Below are 17,951 nucleotides of genomic sequence, written 5' to 3' on the forward strand. Positions count from 1 at the left end.
CACAGAACTCGCCTTGCCGAACAGGGTGATCCCTGGAATCGCCGAATTCGCCCGCGGCGGACTGCCCGGGCCGGCAGCGACCGACGACGGCAACGAGTGGGTCGACGGCCTCTGCCGAGACTTGGCGCCGATGATGCCAACGCCAGAACGGCGGTCCCTGGGCAGTTCTCAGTGACACGGTGTCCTGTTTCATCCCTCTCGGTACTGTCGTTTCGCCCATCGTGGCCGCCTCGGAGGAGCAGACGTGACTCAGCAGCACTTGGAGAAGCAGCCGGGTGTAGCGGCAGCCGTAATCGTTCACGGGGGACGCGTCCTCCTGGTGCGCCGCCGGGTGAGCGAGGGGCAGCTGTCCTGGCAGTTCCCGGCCGGCAAGGTCGAGCCCGGTGAAGGCCGTGAAGAGGCGGCAGTGCGCGAGACGCAAGAGGAGACCGGGCTGACCGTGGCCGCTGTGAAGCTGCTCGGCGAGCGGATCCACCCGCAGACGGGTCGACTCATGTCGTACACGGTCTGCGAGGTGGTGGGCGGCACCGCTCATGTCGCGGACACCGAGGAGGTGGCCGAGCTCGCCTGGGGCACCCATGGCGAGATCCCGCAGTACGTGCCGTACGGAGTATTCGAGCCGGTGCGGGACTACCTCGACACGGCCCTGCCCGCCTGAAGGGTCTCCGGGCCAGGGATCACGCGCACAGGAGCGGGGCGTCCTCCTGTTGAGCGATGCTCAGGACTTGTGGATCAGTCCCTGGAGGACATGCGAAAGGCGTACCTTCCCGAATGATCCGTAAGGTCACCGAGTAGTGCGGTGCACCAGGTACGGCATGTCGAGTAGGGGGAAGGGGGGATCGGGCGTCTACTCCGCTCCCTGAGGCGTACCAGAGGGACCGTCCAGCCGCCCCCCTACGCCCCAGGCCGCCCAAGGCAGACACTGCGGGCCGGAACCCGAGCGGGCGCCGCCTACCCTAACCCGCCCCGCTGACAAAGGCTGCGGCCCCATCCACAGATCTTGACAATTGCTCCCAACGCTCTTTGGCCAACGCGTGCTTTCCAAGCACCGATGATGCCGACATGATGAGCAGCCGTGAAGGACTTAGTGATTCCTCTTCTCATCGCGGTGATCGGATTGGCTGCAACGGTGTTGGGCGCAATCCTTGGAGCACGAGCAGCCAGGTTCGGCGCCGAGAAGAACGCCGAGACAGTACGGCGTCAGGTGCAGGACCAGAGTGCCGTAGAGCATGGCCATTGGCTCAGGCAGCAGCGGCTCGGTACCTACGAGAGCTTCCTAGAAGCGTGGGATGAGTGCCTGCGTATTACTCAATCGTCCGCGGCTGATCCGGACGCCGACTCGACGGTCCTCGACGAACTCAATGGGGCGGCCGGGCGTATGGCGGAGCGAGCGCGGCGTATCGCTCTCCTGGGGCCCGGCGAAGTCACGCAGGCGGCTGAGAGCCTGACCCAGGCGATGCAAGAAGACGTCGACGTGTCCATCCGGTTCGTCAAGGTGTGCCAATCCGCGTTAGCGGCGATCGAGGGCCGCCCTGTTCACACAGACGCTGTAGCTGATGCAACAGCGGAGTACAGGCAGCACGCAGAGCACCTCGCGGAGGTGATGAACAGCTATCGCGATCAAGGGCGTGCCCTGAGCGATCTTGATGGTCACCCTCTGCTGGCTGAGGTGATGACGAGCATCGAGCAGCACTCGCGTGTTTCCGCGGATGCGCGCGACGCACTTATAGCGAACGCCGACCAGCTCGCAACGACGGTGAGGGAGGCCCAAGCGATGCTGGACGTGCTCAAGCGCAACAAGGAGGCTCGCGAACTCAGCCGGGAGCGTTTCACGAGCACGGCACGGCAGGCACTGGGCACACCGCCGATACCCGAGTAGCCCGGGGCCAACCAGAGCGCTGCCCTCTCCGCTCACGCATCGCTCACGCATCGCTCACGCAAGCCGTTCCCACGGCGTTCCCCTCACGCGACGCGCACCGCCCGGGCATGAAAAAACCCCAGGTCACGGCGAGTGAGTCCTGGGGTAATTCCGAGCCGCCTTCGGGATTCGAACCCGAGACCTACGCATTACGAGTGCGTTGCTCTGGCCAGCTGAGCTAAGGCGGCGCGCCGTGCAGGCCCATGGTGGGTGCAGCAGCGTCGCCAAGTCTACACAGTTTCGGGGGGTGCTCCGACCACCCCCCGAGAGGGCCTATGAGCAGCGCTTTCCCTCGGTCGGCGGGGTGCCTTCGAGGAGGTAGGTGTTGATCGCCGTGTCGATGCAGTCGCTGCCCCGGCCGTAGGCCGTGTGGCCGTCGCCCTCGTAGGTGAGGAGGGTGCCGGAGGAGAGCTGGTCGGCGAGGGACACGGCCCACTTGTACGGGGTCGCCGGGTCGCGGGTGGTGCCGACGACGAGGATCGGGGCGGCGCCTTCGGCGGTGATGCGGTGGGGGCGGCCGGTGGCCGGGATCGGCCAGGAGGTGCAGTTGAGGGCGGCCCAGGCGAGGCCCTCGCCGAAGATCGGGGAGGCCTTCTCGAAGGACGGCACGGCCTTCTCGACGTCGGCGGGGCCGGTGTACGCGGGCGGCAGGTCGAGGCAGTTCACTGCGGCGTTGGCGAACATGAGGTTGGCGTACGTGCCGTCCGCCTCCCGCTCGTAGTAGCTGTCCGCCAGGGCGAGCAGGCCCGAGCCGTCGCCCCCCATCGCCCGGGTGAGGGCCTCGCGCAGCTGGGGCCAGGCGCCCTCGTCGTACATCGCCGCGATCACCCCCGTGGTCGCCAGGGACTCGCCGAGCGGGCGGCTCTCTCCGGTGGGTACGGGCTCGGCGTCCACGTCGCGGAAGAACTTCTTGAGCGCCTTGCCCGCCGCCTCCACCGATCCGGTGCCGAGCGGGCAGTCCGGCCGGCCGACGCAGTCGGCCGCGAACGCGCGGAAGGAGGTCTCGAACCCGGCCGTCTGGTCGCGGTTCAGATCGAGCGCCGGGAGCGAGGGGTCCATCGCCCCGTCCAGGACGAGCCGGCCGGCCCGGGCCGGGAACAGTTCGGCGTACGTCGCGCCGAGGAAGGTGCCGTACGACGCGCCCACGTAGTTCAGCTTCTCGTCACCGAGCACCGCCCGCAGGATGTCCATGTCGCGGGCCGTCTCCACCGTCGAGACATGCGGGAGGATCTTCCCCGACTTCTTCTCGCAGCCGGCCGCGAAGTCCTTGAAGGCCGCACCGAGGGCGTTGATCTCAGCCGTGTCGTCGGGGGTCTGGTCGACCTGGGTGTACGCGTCCATCTGCGGGCCCGTCAGGCACTCCACGGGCTCGCTGCGGGCGACTCCACGCGGGTCGACGGCCACCATGTCGTAGCGCGCGCGGACCGGGGCGGGGTAGCCGATGCCCGCGTACCCCTGGAGGTAGCCGACGGCCGAGCCGCCGGGGCCGCCGGGGTTGACCAGGAGCGAACCGAGCCGCTTCCCGGGGCCGGTCGCCCTGACCCGGGAGACGGCGAGGTCGATGTCTCCGGCGTCCGGCTTCGCGTAGTCCAGCGGGGCGCGCAGCGTGGCGCACTGGAACGTGGCGACTCCGCAGTCACGCCATTTCAGCTTCTGCCCGTAGTACTTCGCCAGCGCCTGCGGCGAGGCCGACGGAGCTGCCGCCGGGGGCGCCGACGTGGTGCGGGACGCCGCCGCGTCGCTTCCGCCCGAGCAGCCGGACAGGATCAGCCCGGCAGCCGCGAGGGCCGTGGCGGACGTACGGAGCAAACGCCTGGAGTCCATCCCCGGAGCGTATCCGGACCGGTACGGACCGTGTCCAATCGCCCGCCTCGGCCGACCGGTGACGCCGGTCGGTCCAGGTCGGTCGAGGTCCGTGCGGGTCGGTCCTGGTCACCCCCCGTGCTGTCCCGTCAGCCCCTCAGCGACATCGTCATCGCCTCCACCGCGAGCAGCGGCGCCACGTTCCGGTCGAGGGCCTCGCGGCAGGCGAGGATCGCCTCGATGCGGCGCAGGGTGCGCTCCGGGGTGGTGTCGCGGGCGATGCCTTCGATGGCGTCCCGCACGTCCGTGTTGGCGAGGGGCGAGCGCGAGCGCAGCTGGAGCGCGAGCACATCGCGGTAGAAGCCGGTCAGGTCCGTGAGGGCGAGGTCCAGGCTGTCGCGCTGCGTACGCGTTCTGCGGCGCTTCTGCCGCTCCTCCAGTTCCTTCATCACCCCGGCCGTGCCGCGCGGCATCCGCCCGCCCTGCGCCGCGCCGAGGGCCGCCTTCATCTCCTCGGTCTCCTTGACGTCGACCTCCTCCGCGACCTGCTTCGCGTCCTCGGCCGCCGCGTCCACCAGTTCCTGGGCGGCCTTGAGGCAGCCGCCGACGTCCCCGACCCGCAACGGCAGCTTGAGGACGACCGACCGGCGGGCGCGGGCCCGCTCGTCGGTGGCGAGCCTGCGCGCCCGGTCGATGTGGCCCTGGGTCGCGCGGGCGGCGGCCTGCGCCACCTCCGGCGCGACGCCGTCGCGCCGTACGAGCACGTCGGCCACCGCCTCCACCGGCGGGGTCCGCAGGGTCAGATGACGGCAGCGCGAGCGGATCGTCGGCAGCACGTCCTCGAGGGACGGCGCGCAGAGCAGCCAGACCGTACGCGGTGCGGGCTCCTCTACGGCCTTCAGCAGCACGTTGCCCGCGCCCTCGGTGAGCCGGTCGGCGTCCTCCAGGACGATGACCTGCCAACGGCCGCCCGCCGGGGAGAGCTGGGCGCGCCGGACGAGCTCGCGGGTCTCCTTCACGCCGATGGACAGCAGGTCCGTACGGACGATCTCGACGTCCGCGTGGGTGCCGACGAGGGTCGTGTGGCAACCGTCGCAGAAGCCGCAGCCCGGGGCGCCGCCGAGGGCACGGTCGGGGCTCACGCACTGGAGCGCCGCCGCGAACGCCCGCGCCGCCGTCGCCCGCCCCGACCCCGGCGGGCCCGTGAAGAGCCAGGCGTGGGTCATCTTCGAGGCCTCGGGCGGAGGTCCTCCGGCGGCATGGGCGGTCACGAGCGCGTCGGCGTCCCGCGCGGCGGCGGAGAGCTGCTCCTCGACCCGCGTCTGTCCGACCAGGTCGTCCCATACGGCCATGTCTGCCCCTCCTCAGGTACGCCCTCCATTGTGGGGCAGGCGTCTGACAACCAAGGCCGGAGGACGCGGAGGAGCCGGTTCCCGTACGGGCGTCAGGCCTCCGTACGGGAGCGGGTGACCCACAGGCCGATCGCCGAGCCGAGTACCGCCGCGCCCGTGCAGGCGCTCGCGACGATCTCGGTGGCGCCGGTCCAGCCGGCGAAGGTGTTGACGTAGGCGTTGGCGAGGACGCTCACCACGAGCATCAGCCAGAGCACGAACCGCATGGAAATCTCCAGAGAGGAAGGGGAGGGATGGGGAGGAGGTACGGGTTCGATCCTCGTCCCGGCGCCCGCCGCGCACAGCGGTGCCCGCCCCCGGACCCATGGTGGAGCCTGCTCCACCGCACCCCCCGGCTCCGGCCGCATAGCCTGTCGTCATGCGTGACGCCATCAAGGAAGCGGGCCGGGCCTCGCTCCACCTCCTGTACGGGGCCGCCATCGCGCTCCTCTGTTACCTGATGATCGGCGTCGCCCTCTTCACGGCCCTCCTCACCGTCACGGTGATCGGCGCCGGAGTGCTTCCCGAGAGCGTGCTGCTGCTGCGCCGGATGGCCGGCTGGGAGCGGCGCCGTACCGCCGTGTGGACCGGAGCCCCCGTACCGGAGGCGTATCTTCCGCTGGAAGGGCCCCTCCCCGCGCGCGTGCGCACCGCCGTCACCGACCCCGGCACGGCGCGGGACCTGGTCTGGGCCGCCGCGCAGCTCTTCTACGGCCTGGTGCTCTGGTACGCCTCGCTCATCCTGTGGGTGCCCGCGCTCCTTGTCGACGGCGTGGTGGCCGGGCTCGCGGGACGGAGGCCCGTCGCCCTGCCGCTGATCGGCAGGCTCGCCGGCCTCGCCGCCGAGTGGTCGCGCGCGCTGCTCACCCCCGCCCCCTCGGCCGCCAGGGACGCCGTGCTCGCCGCCCGTATCGAGCAGCTGACCGCCACCCGGGCCGGCGCCGTCGCCGCGCACGGCGCCGAGCTGCGCCGGATCGAACGCGATCTGCACGACGGCGCCCAGGCCCATCTGGTGGCGCTCTCCATGCGGATCGGCCTGGCCAAGCGCGCGTACGACTCCGATCCCGCCGCAGCGCGCCGGCTCCTCGACGACGCGCAGACGCAGGCCGAGGCGGCGCTCGCCGAGCTGCGGCACGTGGTGCGCGGGATCCACCCGCCGATCCTCACCGACCGGGGCCTCACGGGGGCGGTACGGGCCCTCGCCGCGAGCAGCGGCCTGGAGGTGGCGGTGTCCGTGGCGGGCCTGGCCCACGACGACAGCGCCCTCGGCGGCAGGGCCCTCGGCGGCAGCCCCGTAGACGACAGTCCCGTAGACGACAGCTCCCTCAGCGCGGGCCCGGCCCCCGACGCCGTGACCGGCCCCGACGACAAGCCGACCGCCGCCTCCTCCTCCCCCGGCCCCGACCGGGGCCCCCGCGCGCCCGCCGCCGTCGAGGCCGCCGCCTACTTCGCCGTCGCCGAGGCCCTCACCAACGCCGCCAAGCACAGCGGTGCCACCCGCGCCACCGTCGCGCTCTCCCGCGAACCCGCCGCTCTACGCGTGCGCGTGGCGGACGAGGGCCGGGGCGGCGCCGAAGCGGGCGAGGGCGGCGGCTCCGGGCTCACCGGCCTGCGCCGCCGGGTCGCCGCGCTCGACGGCACCGTACGACTGACCAGCCCCGTCGGGGGCCCGACCGTGATCGAAGTGGAGCTTCCGTGCGTGTGGTGATCGCCGAGGACAACGCCCTCCTGAGGGAGGGCCTGGTGCTGTTGCTGACCTCCTCCGGCCATGAGGTGGCCGGGGTCGCCGCGACCGGGCCCGAGGTCCTGCCGCTGCTCCTGGAGCACCGGCCCGACGTGGCCGTCCTCGACGTACGGATGCCCCCCGGCTTCCGCGACGAGGGGCTGCGGGCGGCGCTCGCGGCCCGCGAACAGCTGCCGGGACTTCCCGTGCTCGTGCTCTCCCAGTACGTGGAGGAGACGTACGCCGCCGAACTCCTGGGCGGCGGCGCGCGGGGCGTCGGCTATCTTCTCAAGGACCGGGTGGGCCGGGTGGACGAGTTCCTCGACGCCCTGGAACGGGTCGCCTCCGGGGGTACGGCCCTGGACCCCGAGGTCGTCACCGAGCTGCTGGCCCGCCGCCGCGACGACCCGCTGGACTCGCTCACCCCCCGCGAGCGCGAGGTCCTGGAGCTGATGGCACAGGGCCACGACAACGGCACGATCGCCCGCTCGATGGTGGTCACCGAGCGGGCCGTGCACAAACACATCGGCAACGTCTTCCTGAAGCTCGGCCTGCCGCCGACCGACAGCGGCGGCCACCGCCGGGTCCTCGCCGTACTCGCCTACCTCAACGCCTGAGCGGGACTCGACCTCCCGGTGGCGTTCAGCGCCTGGCCGAGGCCGGCAGGAACACTCCCGCCGTCACCGTCACCACCACCGCGCCGGCGATCACCGCGGCGTACGCGGGCGGCAGATACGGCAGCCCGCCCGTGAAGGACCAGGCGAAGGCCGTCAGCGGCAGCGCGGCCACCACGGCGCCGATGAGCAGTCCGGTGGCGGTCAGGAACCCCGCCTCCAGGCAGAGCATCCGGCGCAGTTGACCCGCCGTGGCGCCCACCTGGTCAAGCAGCCGGAGCTCGTCGCGCCGTCCGGCGCCGATCAGGGTGAGGGTGCTGAGCACGGAGAGCAGGGTGAGCCCGCCGATCGCGGCGACGACGGCCGCCGAGACGAGCCCGTTCAACTCGGCGCCCGGCGGGGTCACCTGCTCAGGTGCGACGGGTGCGACGGGCGCGACGGGCGCGAGGGACCTGACGGACCCGGCCGCCCCCTCCGTGGCCACCAGCACGCGCGCGGGGTGCGGATCGCTCATGTGCGGGGCCAGTTCCGCCGCGGGCAGCAGGAACTCCCCGAGGGCGAGCGAGCGTTCGTACACCGCGACCACCCGCAGCGTCCTCGGGGTCCCGTCGCCGAGCCGCAGCCCGACCGTCGAACCGGGCCGTACGTCCAGCGAGTCGGCCATGTCCGCGCCGACCGCCACCGTGCCCGTACGGGCGAGCCCCGCCAGGTCACCGGCGACCACGCCCGGGTCGAGCGTGCCCGCGAGACCGGCCGCGTCGACGCCGAGCACCGGAAGCCGCTCCAGGCGCGGCGTACCCGCCTCCGTCCTGGCCAGGACCACCGTCGACCGCAGCACGTCCGTCGCCGCGACGACCCCGGGCAGCTTCCGCACCCGCTCCGCCGTCGTACCGGACACCGCGAGGTCCGCGGTCGTCGCGGCGCGCGCCTGCGCGTCGGCGGCCCGCTCCGCCGTCGTACCCGCCGCGAGCTGCACCAGCGCGAAGGCGGTGACGAGGACGACCGGGACGAGCGCGGCCCCGAGGCGGCGCGAGTGCGCGCTCGCCCCGGCGGCCGTGAGCCGCCCCGGCGCGCCGCCGAACCGCCGGAACGGCCGGTCCAGGACCGTCATCGCGGCCCGCGCGATCCACGGCCCGAGCAGCGCGCACCCGGCGACCAGCGTCACCGTGGCCGCCCCGGCAGCGGCGGCGGCCGCCCCACCGCTCTGGGCCGTCGCCGTACCGGCCGAGGCCACGCCCGCCAGAAGCAGCACGATCCCGCTGACGCGCCGGACGGCGCCCTTCCCGGGCCGGCCCGGGAAGGGCGTGGCGAGGAGGACGACGAGCCGGGCGATGCCCACCACGACGGCGGCGACGACGAGGACGCCGGCGAACAGCCAGGGCGGGGCGGCGAGTTCGAGGCCGTCAGGGACCACTCCGGTACGGCTCCGCAGCGCCGACCACAGCCCCAGGAACACCGGTACGGCCACCAGCGCGCCGAGCAGCGCCGCGGCGCCGGCCACCCGGGTCACCTCGCGCCCCGCCGCCGCACGTATCTGCCGGGGGGTCGCACCGACCGAGAGCAGCAGCTCGCGCTCGCCCGCGCGCTGCTGGAGTGCCTGGGCGACCAGCGAGGCGAGGACGAGGACGGCGACGAGGACGACGGTCCCGGAGACGGCGGCGAGCAGCTGGAGCAGTTCGGCGCGCGCGGGCGCCGCGGCGAGGTGCTCGGCACTGCCCCTGCCGTCACCGGTGAACGCCCTGAGCGGCTGCCCGGAGGCGGTGTCCCTGAGCCCGGCCCGGTCCAGGGCGGCCCGCACGCGCGCGTGGAGGGTGTCCACGGGCACGCCCGGCTCGGCGAGGACGCCGATCGCGTCGACGGAGTCGCGGGGACCGGCGGCCAGGGGACCGGCGGCACCAGGACGCCCGGCAAGCCGCCGGGCCTCCCCCGCCGTGACGTACAGCGCGTCGGGGCCGTCGGCGACCCCGACGACCTCGCGCCCGGCGACGGTGTCCCCGACGCGGACACCGGTCCCCGCACCCGTCACGACCTCCCCGGCCCCGCGCGGCTCCCGACCGTCGAGCAGCCGGTACGGGGCGAGTCGCGCCGCGTCCCAGGACCGCCCGGTGTAGGTCCGGGTCTCCCCGGCCGCACCCGCCGCCCGCTCCCGTACGACGAAGGTGTGGTCCGGCACCGCGGCCCGTACCCCCGGCACCGCCCGCAGGACGGCGACGGCCGCGCCCGGGACCCGTACCCGCTCGGTCAGACCGGCCGTCTCCGTGGTCGGCTCGCTCCCCCAGGGCTTGGTCGTCCAGCGCACCTCCTGGTCACCGGCGACGACGACGGACGCGGCGGCGTACCGCTCCACGCGCGCGTGGCCGAGGCCGGTCGCGCCGAGGGCGAGGGCGAGGGCGCCGAGCAGCGCGGAGGTGACGGCGACGGCGGCGAACACCGCCGCCCACGCCTTCCGGTGCGCCCGCAGGGAACGGGCGGAGAGCAGCCGCACGGCGGGGTTCCCGAACGCCTTCACCGGGTCACCGACCCGGAAATCCGTCCGGCGCCGCCCGTACGAAGCCCACCGGCGTCCGAGCCCCGGCGCCCCGCCTCCGCGTGGGCGCCCAGCATGTCCCGTACCCCCGGCTCGTCCGGCCGGTCGAGCCGGGCGACGAGCCGGCCCCGGTCGAGGAACACCGCCTCGTCCGTCCAGGCCGCCGCGACCGGGTCGTGGGTGACGAGGACGACCGTGGTGCCGCGCTCGTCGACCGCGCGCCGCAGCAGGGCGAGCACCCCGGCCGCCGTGACCGGGTCGAGCGCGGCGGTCGGCTCGTCGGCGAAGACGACCTCGGGCTCGTTGACCAGGGCGCGGGCGATGGCCACCCGCTGGCGCTGGCCGCCGGACAGGTTCTCCGGGGTGTCCTCGGCCCGGTCGGCGAGCCCGACGGCGTCGAGCCCGGCCAGGGCGCGGGCGTCGAGCGTCCGGCCCTCGCGGGCCCCGGCGAGGAGCAGGGGCAGGGTGACGTTCTCCCGCACGTTCAGGGCGGAGACGAGGTTCAGGGACTGGAAGACGAAGCCGACGCGGTCCCGTCGGAGGCGGGTGAGCGCGGTCTTCCGGAGGGTGGCGAGGTCGGTGCCGCCGATCCGTACCGTGCCGGTCGTCGGCCGTTCGAGTCCGGCGGCGCACCGCAGCAGAGTGGACTTGCCGGAACCCGACCGTCCCATCACCGCCAGGAACCGGCCGCGCGGGACGACGAGGTCCACGCCGTCGAGCGCGGGCGCCCCGCCCCCGTACGTCCGGCTCACCCCGTCGAGGGCGAGGGCGGCATCGAGGGCGCGGGATGCACCACTGCCGGTACGGGCACCGATACCGGTACCGCTCTCCGTCACTACAGTCGTCGTCATACCGACAACGCTAGAAAAGTGCAGGTCACAGCGGTATGGAGCTGGCTTCCGGCTTGGGGGTGGAGCTGGCTACACCCCCAAGCCGGGGATGGGGGTCAGCGGCGGCGCCGGCGGCCCTCGTCCCCGTCCTCGTGCGGGCCGAACAGCTCGTCCGCGAGCGACGGAAGATCGTCGAGCGGAGTCTCCTCGGCCCAGTCGGAGCGGCGCCGCGGCATGCCGTTCTCGTCGAGCTGGGGCAGCTCGCGGGTCCGTTCGTTCGCCCCGTGCGGCTCCGAACGCGCGTCCCTGAAGATGCCCGGCGGCACCCGGTCGGTGGGGTCGGACGCCGCCGTGTCCCGTACGAGGGGCAGGACGGCGGTCGACTCCGTGTCCCGTACGGGAGGCAGCACGGTCGTCTCATCGGCGGCGCGCGGCGCGCGGTCCCGGATCTGCGGCAGGACGGCGGTCTCGGCCTCCGGCTTCGGGAGCCTCACGATCGGGGTGGCGACGGTGACCTCTTCGGGCGAGACGGTCGGCTCGTCCGACGGCGCGGCCACGGCCTCCCGCCGGACGGCCGTACGCGGATCGGCAGCGGCACGCGGATCGCGCCCTGCGCCCGGCTTCGTCCGCGCGCCCGGCTTCACGACCGGCGTCGGCTCGGTGACGTCCTCCGGCCTCACGACCGGGGTCTCCACCGTGACCTCGTTCGCCGACACCTCGGCGGCGCGGGCGGCCTTCTCGGCCTCCGCCGCGGCCTTCTCCGCCTCTGCCGCCTTCTTCGCAGCCGCCTTCTTCTCGGCCGCCGCCCGCTCTCGGTCCGCCTTCGCCGCCTCGGCGCGGCGCGCCGCCGCCAGCTCCGCGGCAGCCTTCTCCGCCGCCGCCCGCTCGGTAGCGGCCTTCGCCGCGGCCTCGGCCGCGATCTTCTCCGCGGCGGCCTTCGCCGCGGCCTCCTCCGCCGCCTTCACGGCAGCGGCGGCCTCGGCCATCCGGCGAGCCTCCTCGGCGCGCAGCAGCGCCTCCTCGGCCTTGCGCTGCTTCTCCAGGCGGCGTTCCTCCGCCTCGGCCCGCAGCCGGGCCTCTTCCTCGGCCGCCTTGCGGAGGCGCTCCTGCTCCTCCCGGCGGGCCTTCTCCTCGGCCGCGAGGCGCCTGCGCTCCTCCTCGGCGGCGGCCTCGGCGGCGATCCGGGCCTCCTCGGCCTTCCGGCGGGCCTCCTCCGCCTGCCGTTCGGCCTCCAGGCGTCGCGCCTCTTCCTCCTCGCGCCGCTTGCGCTCCTCCTCCTCGGCGCGGAGCTTGGCGAGCTGCTCCTGCCGCTCGCGCTCCAGGCGCTCTTCCTCGGCCTTGCGGGCGGCTTCCTCCTCGCGCCGCTTGCGCTCGTCCTCCTCGGCCTTGCGGCGGGCCTCCTCGACGGCCTTCACCTCGGCCTCGGAGAGCGGCAGCATCCGGTCGAGCCGGTGGCGTACGACGGTGGTGACGGCCTCGGGCTCCTGCCCGGCGTCGACGACGAGGTAGCGGCTGGGGTCGGCGGCGGCGAGCGCGAGGAAACCGGCCCGTACGCGCGCGTGGAACTCGGGCGGCTCGGACTCCAGCCGGTCGGGCGCCTCGGTGAACCGTTCCCTCGCGGTCTCCGGGGAGACGTCGAGGACGACGGTCAGGTGCGGGACGAGACCGTCGGTCGCCCAGCGCGAGATACGGGCGATCTCGGTCGGGGAGAGGTCGCGGCCCGCGCCCTGGTAGGCGACGGACGAGTCGATGTACCGGTCGGAGAGGACGATCGCGCCCCGCTCCAGGGCCGGCCGGACCAGGGAGTCGACGTGCTCGGCGCGGTCGGCCGCGTACAGCAGGGCCTCGGCGCGGTTGGAGAGCCCCGCCGACGACACGTCGAGGAGGATCGAGCGCAGGCGCTTGCCGATGGGGGTGGCGCCGGGTTCGCGGGTGACGACGACCTCGTGGCCCTTGGCGCGGATCCAGTCGGCGAGCGCCTGCACCTGGGTGGACTTCCCGGCGCCGTCGCCGCCCTCGAGGGCGATGAAGAAGCCGGTCGGGGAGGGCGCCTGCACCGGGTCGGAGCCGCGCAGCGCGTCGCGCAGGTCGCGGCGGAGCGGGACGCCCGCCCGGTCGTCGGTCTTCGCGAGGACGAGCGCGGCGACGGGCAGCAGCAGGGCGCCGATCAGGGCGAGCGTGAAGGCGGCGCCGCCGTGCGCGAGGACGAAGTCGCCGGAGGCGAGACGGTGCGGCCCGATGGCGGCGGCGAGCAGCGGCGCGGCGAGCGCGCCGACGGCCATGCCGACGCGGGCGGTGGCCTGGAGGTGCTCGGTGGTCCGGGCCCGGCGGGGCTCCTCGGTCTCCTGGTCGACGAGGGTGTGGCCGGTGTTCGCGGCGACCCCGGCGGCGTAACCGGCGACGACGGCGAGGAACAGAACGGTCGCCGTGTCCGGCACCAGGCCCATCGCGATCAGCGCGACGCCGGTGACGGCGGTGACGAGGGCGAGCAGGCGGCGCCGGGACAGCACGGGCAGCACGGAGCCGGCGGTGCGGATGCCGACGGCGACGGCGCCGCTGAGCGCGAGGATCAGGAGGGCGTACGTGACGGGCCCGCCGCCCAGGTCGTAGGCGTGGAGCACGGCGACGGACGCGGCGGCGGCGATGGCCCCGGCGACGGTCGCGCAGGTCAGGACGAGGATCTGGACGACACCCGTACGGCCCTTCTCGCCGGCCGGGCGGCGCAGGCCCTCCAGCGGCGAACGCGGCCGGGGCGTCTCCCCGCCGGGCAGCGCCATCACGTACACCACGGAGACGGAGGCGGCGAACAGGCCGGCGGCGACGTACGAGCCGAGGGCGGCCTGGTGCAGCGAGAACCAGTCGAGTCCGATGCCGAGCAGATCACCGACGAGGGTGGCGACGAGCAGTACGGCGGCGGCGGCCGGGACGGCGAGGAAGCCGGTGCGCTGGGAGAGCCGGCGCAGCGCGCCGAGGTGGTCGGGCAGCGGCCGCACGGCCCCGCCCTCGATCGGCGGGGCGGGCAGCAGCGCGGGGGCGGCGCCCTCGCGGCTGATCGTCCACAGCCGCTCGGCCGCGCCGGTGACGAAGACGGTGCCGAGGACGAACCAGAGGGCACTGCCCGGGGTCCAGTCGATCCACAGCGGGGCGATGACGAGCAGCGCGATCCGGACGGCGTCGGCGCCGATCATGGTCCAGCGCCGGTCGAGGAAGCCGCCGGGGCCGGTGAGCGCGGTCAGCGGCCCGAGGAGCACGGCCCCGAAGAGGACCGAGGACAGCAGCCGGGCGCCGACGACGGCGGCCACGGCGAACGCGGCTCCCCGGTCGCCGCCGCCGAGCGCGCCCTCGGAGACCGCGGCCTGGTAGCCGAGGATGACGAGCACGAGGAGGGCGAGGGCGTCACCGACGCTGCCGACCAGGTGGGCGCTCCACAGCCGGCGCAGTGGCTGATGGCGCAAGAGGGCCCGTACGGCACGCTCCCGGGAATCCGCGACGAGTGCGGCGTCGGAATCGCCGCGGCGGTCTTGCTGCTCTGCTCGCGTCATCCGTCCACCCTATCCGGACGCCCTTGCTCCCCGCGGCCTCCGCCCGAACATCCGGACGAGCCTGTGACAGGACGAAGGGAGGGCGAAGGGAGGACGGAGAGGAACGGCGGGGGAACGAAAGGCGGGGGTGGAGGCACCCGCCTCCACCCCCGCCTCTCTCGTGCCCGGAAGGGCTACTCCGGCTTCGCCGCCGCCGTCTTCTTGGCCGCGGTCGTCTTCTTCGCCGTCGTCGTCTTCTTCGCGGCCGTCTTCTTGGCGGTGGTGGTCTTCTTCGCCGCCGTCTTCGTGGCCGTCTTCTTCGCCGGGGCCTTCTTCGCGGGGGCCTTCTTGGCGGTCTTCTTCGCCGGTGCCTTGGCGCGCTTCTCCGCGAGCAGCTCGTAACCGCGCTCCGGCGTGATGTCCTCCACGCTGTCGCCGGTCCGCAGGGTGGCGTTGGTCTCGCCGTCCGTCACGTACGGGCCGAAGCGGCCGTCCTTGACGACCACGGGCTTCTCGCTGACGGGGTCGGTGCCCAGTTCCTTCAGCGGCGGCTTGGCGGCCGCCCGGCCACGCTGCTTGGGCTGCGCGTAGATCGCGAGCGCCTCCTCCAGCGTGATCGTGAAGAGCTGCTCCTCCTCGGTCAGCGACCGCGAGTCCGTGCCCTTCTTGAGGTACGGGCCGTAGCGGCCGTTCTGCGCGGTGATCTCGACGCCCTCGGCGTCCGCGCCGACGACCCGGGGCAGGGACATCAGCCGGAGCGCGTCGTCCAGGGTGACGGTGTCGAGGGTCATCGACTTGAAGAGGGAGGCCGTACGCGGCTTCACCGCGTTCTTGCCGGTCTTCGGGGTGCCCTCGGGCAGGATCTCGGTGACGTACGGGCCGTAGCGGCCGTCCTTCGCGACGATCTGGTTGCCGCTGACCGGGTCGGCGCCCAGCTCGAAGTCACCGCTCGGCTTGGCGAGCAGCTCCTCCGCGAGCTCGACGGTCAGCTCGTCGGGCGCCATCTCCTCGGGGACGTCGGCGCGCTGGTGGCCCTCGGCCTCCTTCTCGCCGCGCTCGACGTACGGGCCGTAGCGGCCGACGCGCAGCACGATGTCGTTGCCGACGGGGAAGGAGGAGATCTCGCGGGCGTCGATGGCACCGAGGTCGGTGACGAGTTCCTTGAGGCCGCCGAGGTGGTCGCCGTCGCCGTTCCCGGCGTCGGCCGCGCCACCCGCGCCGGAACCCTCGCCCTCACCGAAGTAGAAGCGCTTGAGCCACGGCACGGACTGGGCCTCGCCGCGTGCGATGCGGTCGAGGTCGTCCTCCATCCGGGCGGTGAAGTCGTAGTCGACGAGCCGCCCGAAGTGCTTCTCCAGGAGGTTGACGACGGCGAAGCTCAGGAAGGACGGGACGAGCGCCGTGCCCTTCTTGAACACGTAGCCGCGGTCGAGGATCGTGCCGATGATCGACGCGTACGTCGACGGGCGGCCGATCTCGCGCTCTTCCAGCTCCTTGACCAGCGAGGCCTCGGTGTAGCGGGCCGGCGGCTTGGTCGAGTGGCCGTCCGCGGTGATCTCGTCGGCGGTCAGCGCGTCACCCTCGGCGACCTGCGGGAGGCGCTTCTCGCGGTCGTCGAGCTCCGCGTTCGGGTCGTCGGCGCCTTCGACGTACGCCTTCATGAAGCCGTGGAAGGTGATCGTCTTGCCGGAGGCGCTGAACTCGGCGTCGCGGCCGTCGGCGGCCCGGCCGCCGATCTTCACGGTGACCGAGTTGCCGGTCGCGTCCTTCATCTGGGAGGCGACGGTCCGCTTCCAGATCAGCTCGTACAGCCGGAACTGGTCGCCGGTCAGACCGGTCTCCGCCGGGGTGCGGAAACGATCACCCGAAGGACGGATCGCCTCGTGCGCCTCCTGCGCGTTCTTGACCTTGCCCGCGTAGACGCGCGGCTTCTCCGGCAGGTAGTCGGCGCCGTACAGCTGGGTGACCTGCGCCCGCGCCGCCGAGACGGCGGTGTCGGACAGGGTCGTGGAGTCCGTACGCATGTAGGTGATGAAGCCGTTCTCGTACAGCTTCTGCGCCACCTGCATGGTCGCCTTCGCACCGAAGCCCAGCTTGCGGCTCGCCTCCTGCTGGAGGGTGGTGGTCCGGAAGGGGGCGTACGGCGAGCGGCGGTACGGCTTCGACTCGACCGAACGCACCGAGAAGGCGGTGTCGGCGAGCCCGGCGGCCAGTGCCCGCGCGTTCGCCTCGTCCAGGTGGAGCACGCTCTCGCTCTTGAGCCGCCCGTCGGCGCCGAAGTCACGGCCCTGCGCGACGCGCTTGCCGTCGACCGCCGCGAGCCGCGCGACCAGCTGGGACGGGTCGGAGGCGTCACCGGAGCGGCCGGTGCCGAAGGTGCCGGTGAGGTCCCAGTACTCGGCGGAGCGGAAGGCGATGCGCTCGCGCTCCCGCTCGACGACGAGCCGGGTGGCGACGGACTGCACGCGGCCGGCGGACAGCCGGGGCATGACCTTCTTCCACAGGACCGGCGAGACCTCGTAGCCGTACAGCCGGTCGAGGATGCGACGGGTCTCCTGGGCGTCGACCATGCGCTGGTTCAGCTCGCGCGGGTTGGCGACGGCCTCGCGGATCGCGTCCTTGGTGATCTCGTGGAAGACCATCCGGTGGACCGGGACCTTGGGCTTGAGGACTTCCTGGAGGTGCCACGCGATGGCCTCGCCCTCGCGGTCCTCATCGGTGGCGAGGTAGAGCTCGTCGGACTCGGCAAGAAGCTCCTTGAGCTTCCTGACCTGCGCCTTCTTGTCGGCGTTGACGACATAGATGGGCTGGAAGTCGTGTTCGACGTCGACACCGAGCCGACGCACCTCACCGGTGTACTTCTCGGGCACCTCGGCGGCGCCGCTGGGGAGGTCGCGGATGTGTCCGACGCTCGCCTCGACGACGTAGCCGGGGCCGAGGTAGCCCTTGATCGTCTTCGCCTTGGCAGGCGACTCGACGATGACGAGTCGGCGGCCGCCGTGTGCGGCTTCGCTGGTCGGGGACAACTTCGCTCTTCTCTCCGGATCGACACTCTCTGGCACGTACGGCGCTGGCACGCACGGCAGCGGCACGGACGGTGACGCTCCCGTCGCTGCGGAGTGTGACGGTACAACCCGCCCCCGTGTCAAACGGCGAAAGCCCGCAACGGCCACTCGAACGGTAACCCGAGTCCTGGCATTCCTGCCGCCCGGACTCCCGGTCGGGCGGGGCGGGCCGTCCGCGCACGGGGTGCCGGAGGGAGATCGCGCGGGCTCCGGAAGCGAGCCCGCGCGGCGCCGGGAGGAGGCTCAGAGCCTGCCGAAGCACCAGACGCCGAGGAGGAGGAAGACGGCGCCGGAGAGGCCGCTCAGCGCGACCGCGACACCCGGGGCGACCCCGTACGCCACGGGCTCACGGTGCAGCGCCCGCACGGTGGTCCACAGCAGAAGCGCGCCTCCGAACAGCGTGAACGCCGTCCCCGCGAAGATCGCCGGCCCGCTCTCCATGCCCGTACCCCGTTCCGTCCACGTGCGGTGTTCGTCTCCCGGGGCCGAGGCTGACACCCCCGGGCGTCAGGGGTGCGAATTCCGGGTGAACGGTGCGGAGCGGTCCGTACGGTTTCAC

General features: G+C 73.4%; 12 protein-coding genes and 1 tRNA gene. 4 read left to right on the plus strand and 9 right to left on the minus strand.

Annotated elements, in window-relative coordinates; genetic code table 11:
* The first annotated feature begins 244 nt into the window (after nucleotides 1-244).
* Nucleotides 245-658, plus strand: a complete 414-nt coding sequence (locus V4Y03_RS14960; protein WP_332435241.1) for an NUDIX hydrolase — start codon at nucleotides 245-247, stop codon at nucleotides 656-658.
* Nucleotides 659-1,075: 417 nt separating this feature from the next.
* A complete protein-coding gene (locus tag V4Y03_RS14965; protein WP_332435242.1) occupies nucleotides 1,076-1,879 on the plus strand; it encodes a hypothetical protein in 804 nt (267 codons plus the stop codon).
* A 153-nt stretch (nucleotides 1,880-2,032) separates the two neighbouring features.
* Here the strand turns inward: V4Y03_RS14965 and V4Y03_RS14970 are convergent.
* The 4 genes from V4Y03_RS14970 to V4Y03_RS14985 all read right to left on the minus strand — a co-directional run bounded on the left by V4Y03_RS14970 (nucleotide 2,033) and on the right by V4Y03_RS14985 (nucleotide 5,339).
* Nucleotides 2,033-2,106: transfer RNA gene (locus tag V4Y03_RS14970), tRNA-Thr, on the minus strand.
* Between the two features lie 85 nt (nucleotides 2,107-2,191).
* The gene (locus V4Y03_RS14975; protein ID WP_332435243.1) at nucleotides 2,192-3,742 is read right to left on the minus strand and encodes an alpha/beta hydrolase; all 1,551 of its coding nucleotides are present in this window, start codon (nucleotides 3,740-3,742) and stop codon (nucleotides 2,192-2,194) included.
* Nucleotides 3,743-3,870: 128 nt separating this feature from the next.
* A complete protein-coding gene (locus tag V4Y03_RS14980) occupies nucleotides 3,871-5,073 on the minus strand; it encodes a DNA polymerase III subunit delta' (protein ID WP_317875446.1) in 1,203 nt (400 codons plus the stop codon).
* 92 nt (nucleotides 5,074-5,165) lie between these two features.
* On the minus strand, nucleotides 5,166-5,339 hold the full coding sequence (locus V4Y03_RS14985; RefSeq protein ID WP_317875445.1) for a hypothetical protein: 174 nt from the start codon (nucleotides 5,337-5,339) through the stop codon (nucleotides 5,166-5,168).
* A gap of 152 nt (nucleotides 5,340-5,491) precedes the next feature.
* Between V4Y03_RS14985 and V4Y03_RS14990 the strand changes: the two genes are divergently transcribed.
* Complete coding sequence (locus tag V4Y03_RS14990) at nucleotides 5,492-6,820, plus strand: sensor histidine kinase (protein ID WP_332435244.1); 1,329 nt, start codon at nucleotides 5,492-5,494, stop codon at nucleotides 6,818-6,820.
* Complete coding sequence (locus V4Y03_RS14995) at nucleotides 6,808-7,452, plus strand: response regulator (protein WP_056569375.1); 645 nt, start codon at nucleotides 6,808-6,810, stop codon at nucleotides 7,450-7,452. Before V4Y03_RS14990 ends, V4Y03_RS14995 begins: the two co-directional genes overlap by 13 nt.
* Before the next feature lie 25 nt (nucleotides 7,453-7,477).
* Here V4Y03_RS14995 and V4Y03_RS15000 read toward each other — a convergent pair whose 3' ends face one another.
* The 5 genes from V4Y03_RS15000 to V4Y03_RS15020 all read right to left on the minus strand — a co-directional run bounded on the left by V4Y03_RS15000 (nucleotide 7,478) and on the right by V4Y03_RS15020 (nucleotide 17,833).
* On the minus strand, nucleotides 7,478-9,958 hold the full coding sequence (locus V4Y03_RS15000; protein WP_332435245.1) for an FtsX-like permease family protein: 2,481 nt from the start codon (nucleotides 9,956-9,958) through the stop codon (nucleotides 7,478-7,480).
* A complete protein-coding gene (locus V4Y03_RS15005) occupies nucleotides 9,955-10,827 on the minus strand; it encodes an ABC transporter ATP-binding protein (RefSeq protein WP_332435246.1) in 873 nt (290 codons plus the stop codon). Before V4Y03_RS15005 ends, V4Y03_RS15000 begins: the two co-directional genes overlap by 4 nt.
* A gap of 95 nt (nucleotides 10,828-10,922) precedes the next feature.
* On the minus strand, nucleotides 10,923-14,348 hold the full coding sequence (gene tmk / locus V4Y03_RS15010) for a dTMP kinase (RefSeq protein ID WP_332435247.1): 3,426 nt from the start codon (nucleotides 14,346-14,348) through the stop codon (nucleotides 10,923-10,925).
* Between the two features lie 173 nt (nucleotides 14,349-14,521).
* The gene (topA, locus tag V4Y03_RS15015; protein WP_332435248.1) at nucleotides 14,522-17,353 is read right to left on the minus strand and encodes a type I DNA topoisomerase; all 2,832 of its coding nucleotides are present in this window, start codon (nucleotides 17,351-17,353) and stop codon (nucleotides 14,522-14,524) included.
* Nucleotides 17,354-17,635: 282 nt separating this feature from the next.
* Entirely contained in the window at nucleotides 17,636-17,833 is a 198-nt protein-coding gene (locus V4Y03_RS15020) for a hypothetical protein (protein ID WP_317877827.1), read from the minus strand.
* Nucleotides 17,834-17,951 lie beyond the last annotated feature (118 nt).

The organism is Streptomyces sp. P9-A4 (genome assembly GCF_036634195.1).
Lineage (GTDB): Bacteria > Actinomycetota > Actinomycetes > Streptomycetales > Streptomycetaceae > Streptomyces.

Excerpts from the sequence above, each read along its gene's own strand:
- V4Y03_RS14980 (WP_317875446.1), bottom strand. The coding sequence starts at position 5,073 with ATGGCCGTATGGGACGACCTGGTCGGACAGACGCGGGTCGAGGAGCAG.
- tmk (WP_332435247.1), bottom strand. The coding sequence starts at position 14,348 with ATGACGCGAGCAGAGCAGCAAGACCGCCGCGGCGATTCCGACGCCGCA.
- V4Y03_RS15005 (WP_332435246.1), bottom strand. The coding sequence starts at position 10,827 with ATGACGACGACTGTAGTGACGGAGAGCGGTACCGGTATCGGTGCCCGT.
- V4Y03_RS14975 (WP_332435243.1), bottom strand. The coding sequence starts at position 3,742 with ATGGACTCCAGGCGTTTGCTCCGTACGTCCGCCACGGCCCTCGCGGCT.
- V4Y03_RS14990 (WP_332435244.1), top strand. The coding sequence starts at position 5,492 with ATGCGTGACGCCATCAAGGAAGCGGGCCGGGCCTCGCTCCACCTCCTG.
- V4Y03_RS15020 (WP_317877827.1), bottom strand. The coding sequence starts at position 17,833 with ATGGAGAGCGGGCCGGCGATCTTCGCGGGGACGGCGTTCACGCTGTTC.
- V4Y03_RS14985 (WP_317875445.1), bottom strand. The coding sequence starts at position 5,339 with ATGCGGTTCGTGCTCTGGCTGATGCTCGTGGTGAGCGTCCTCGCCAAC.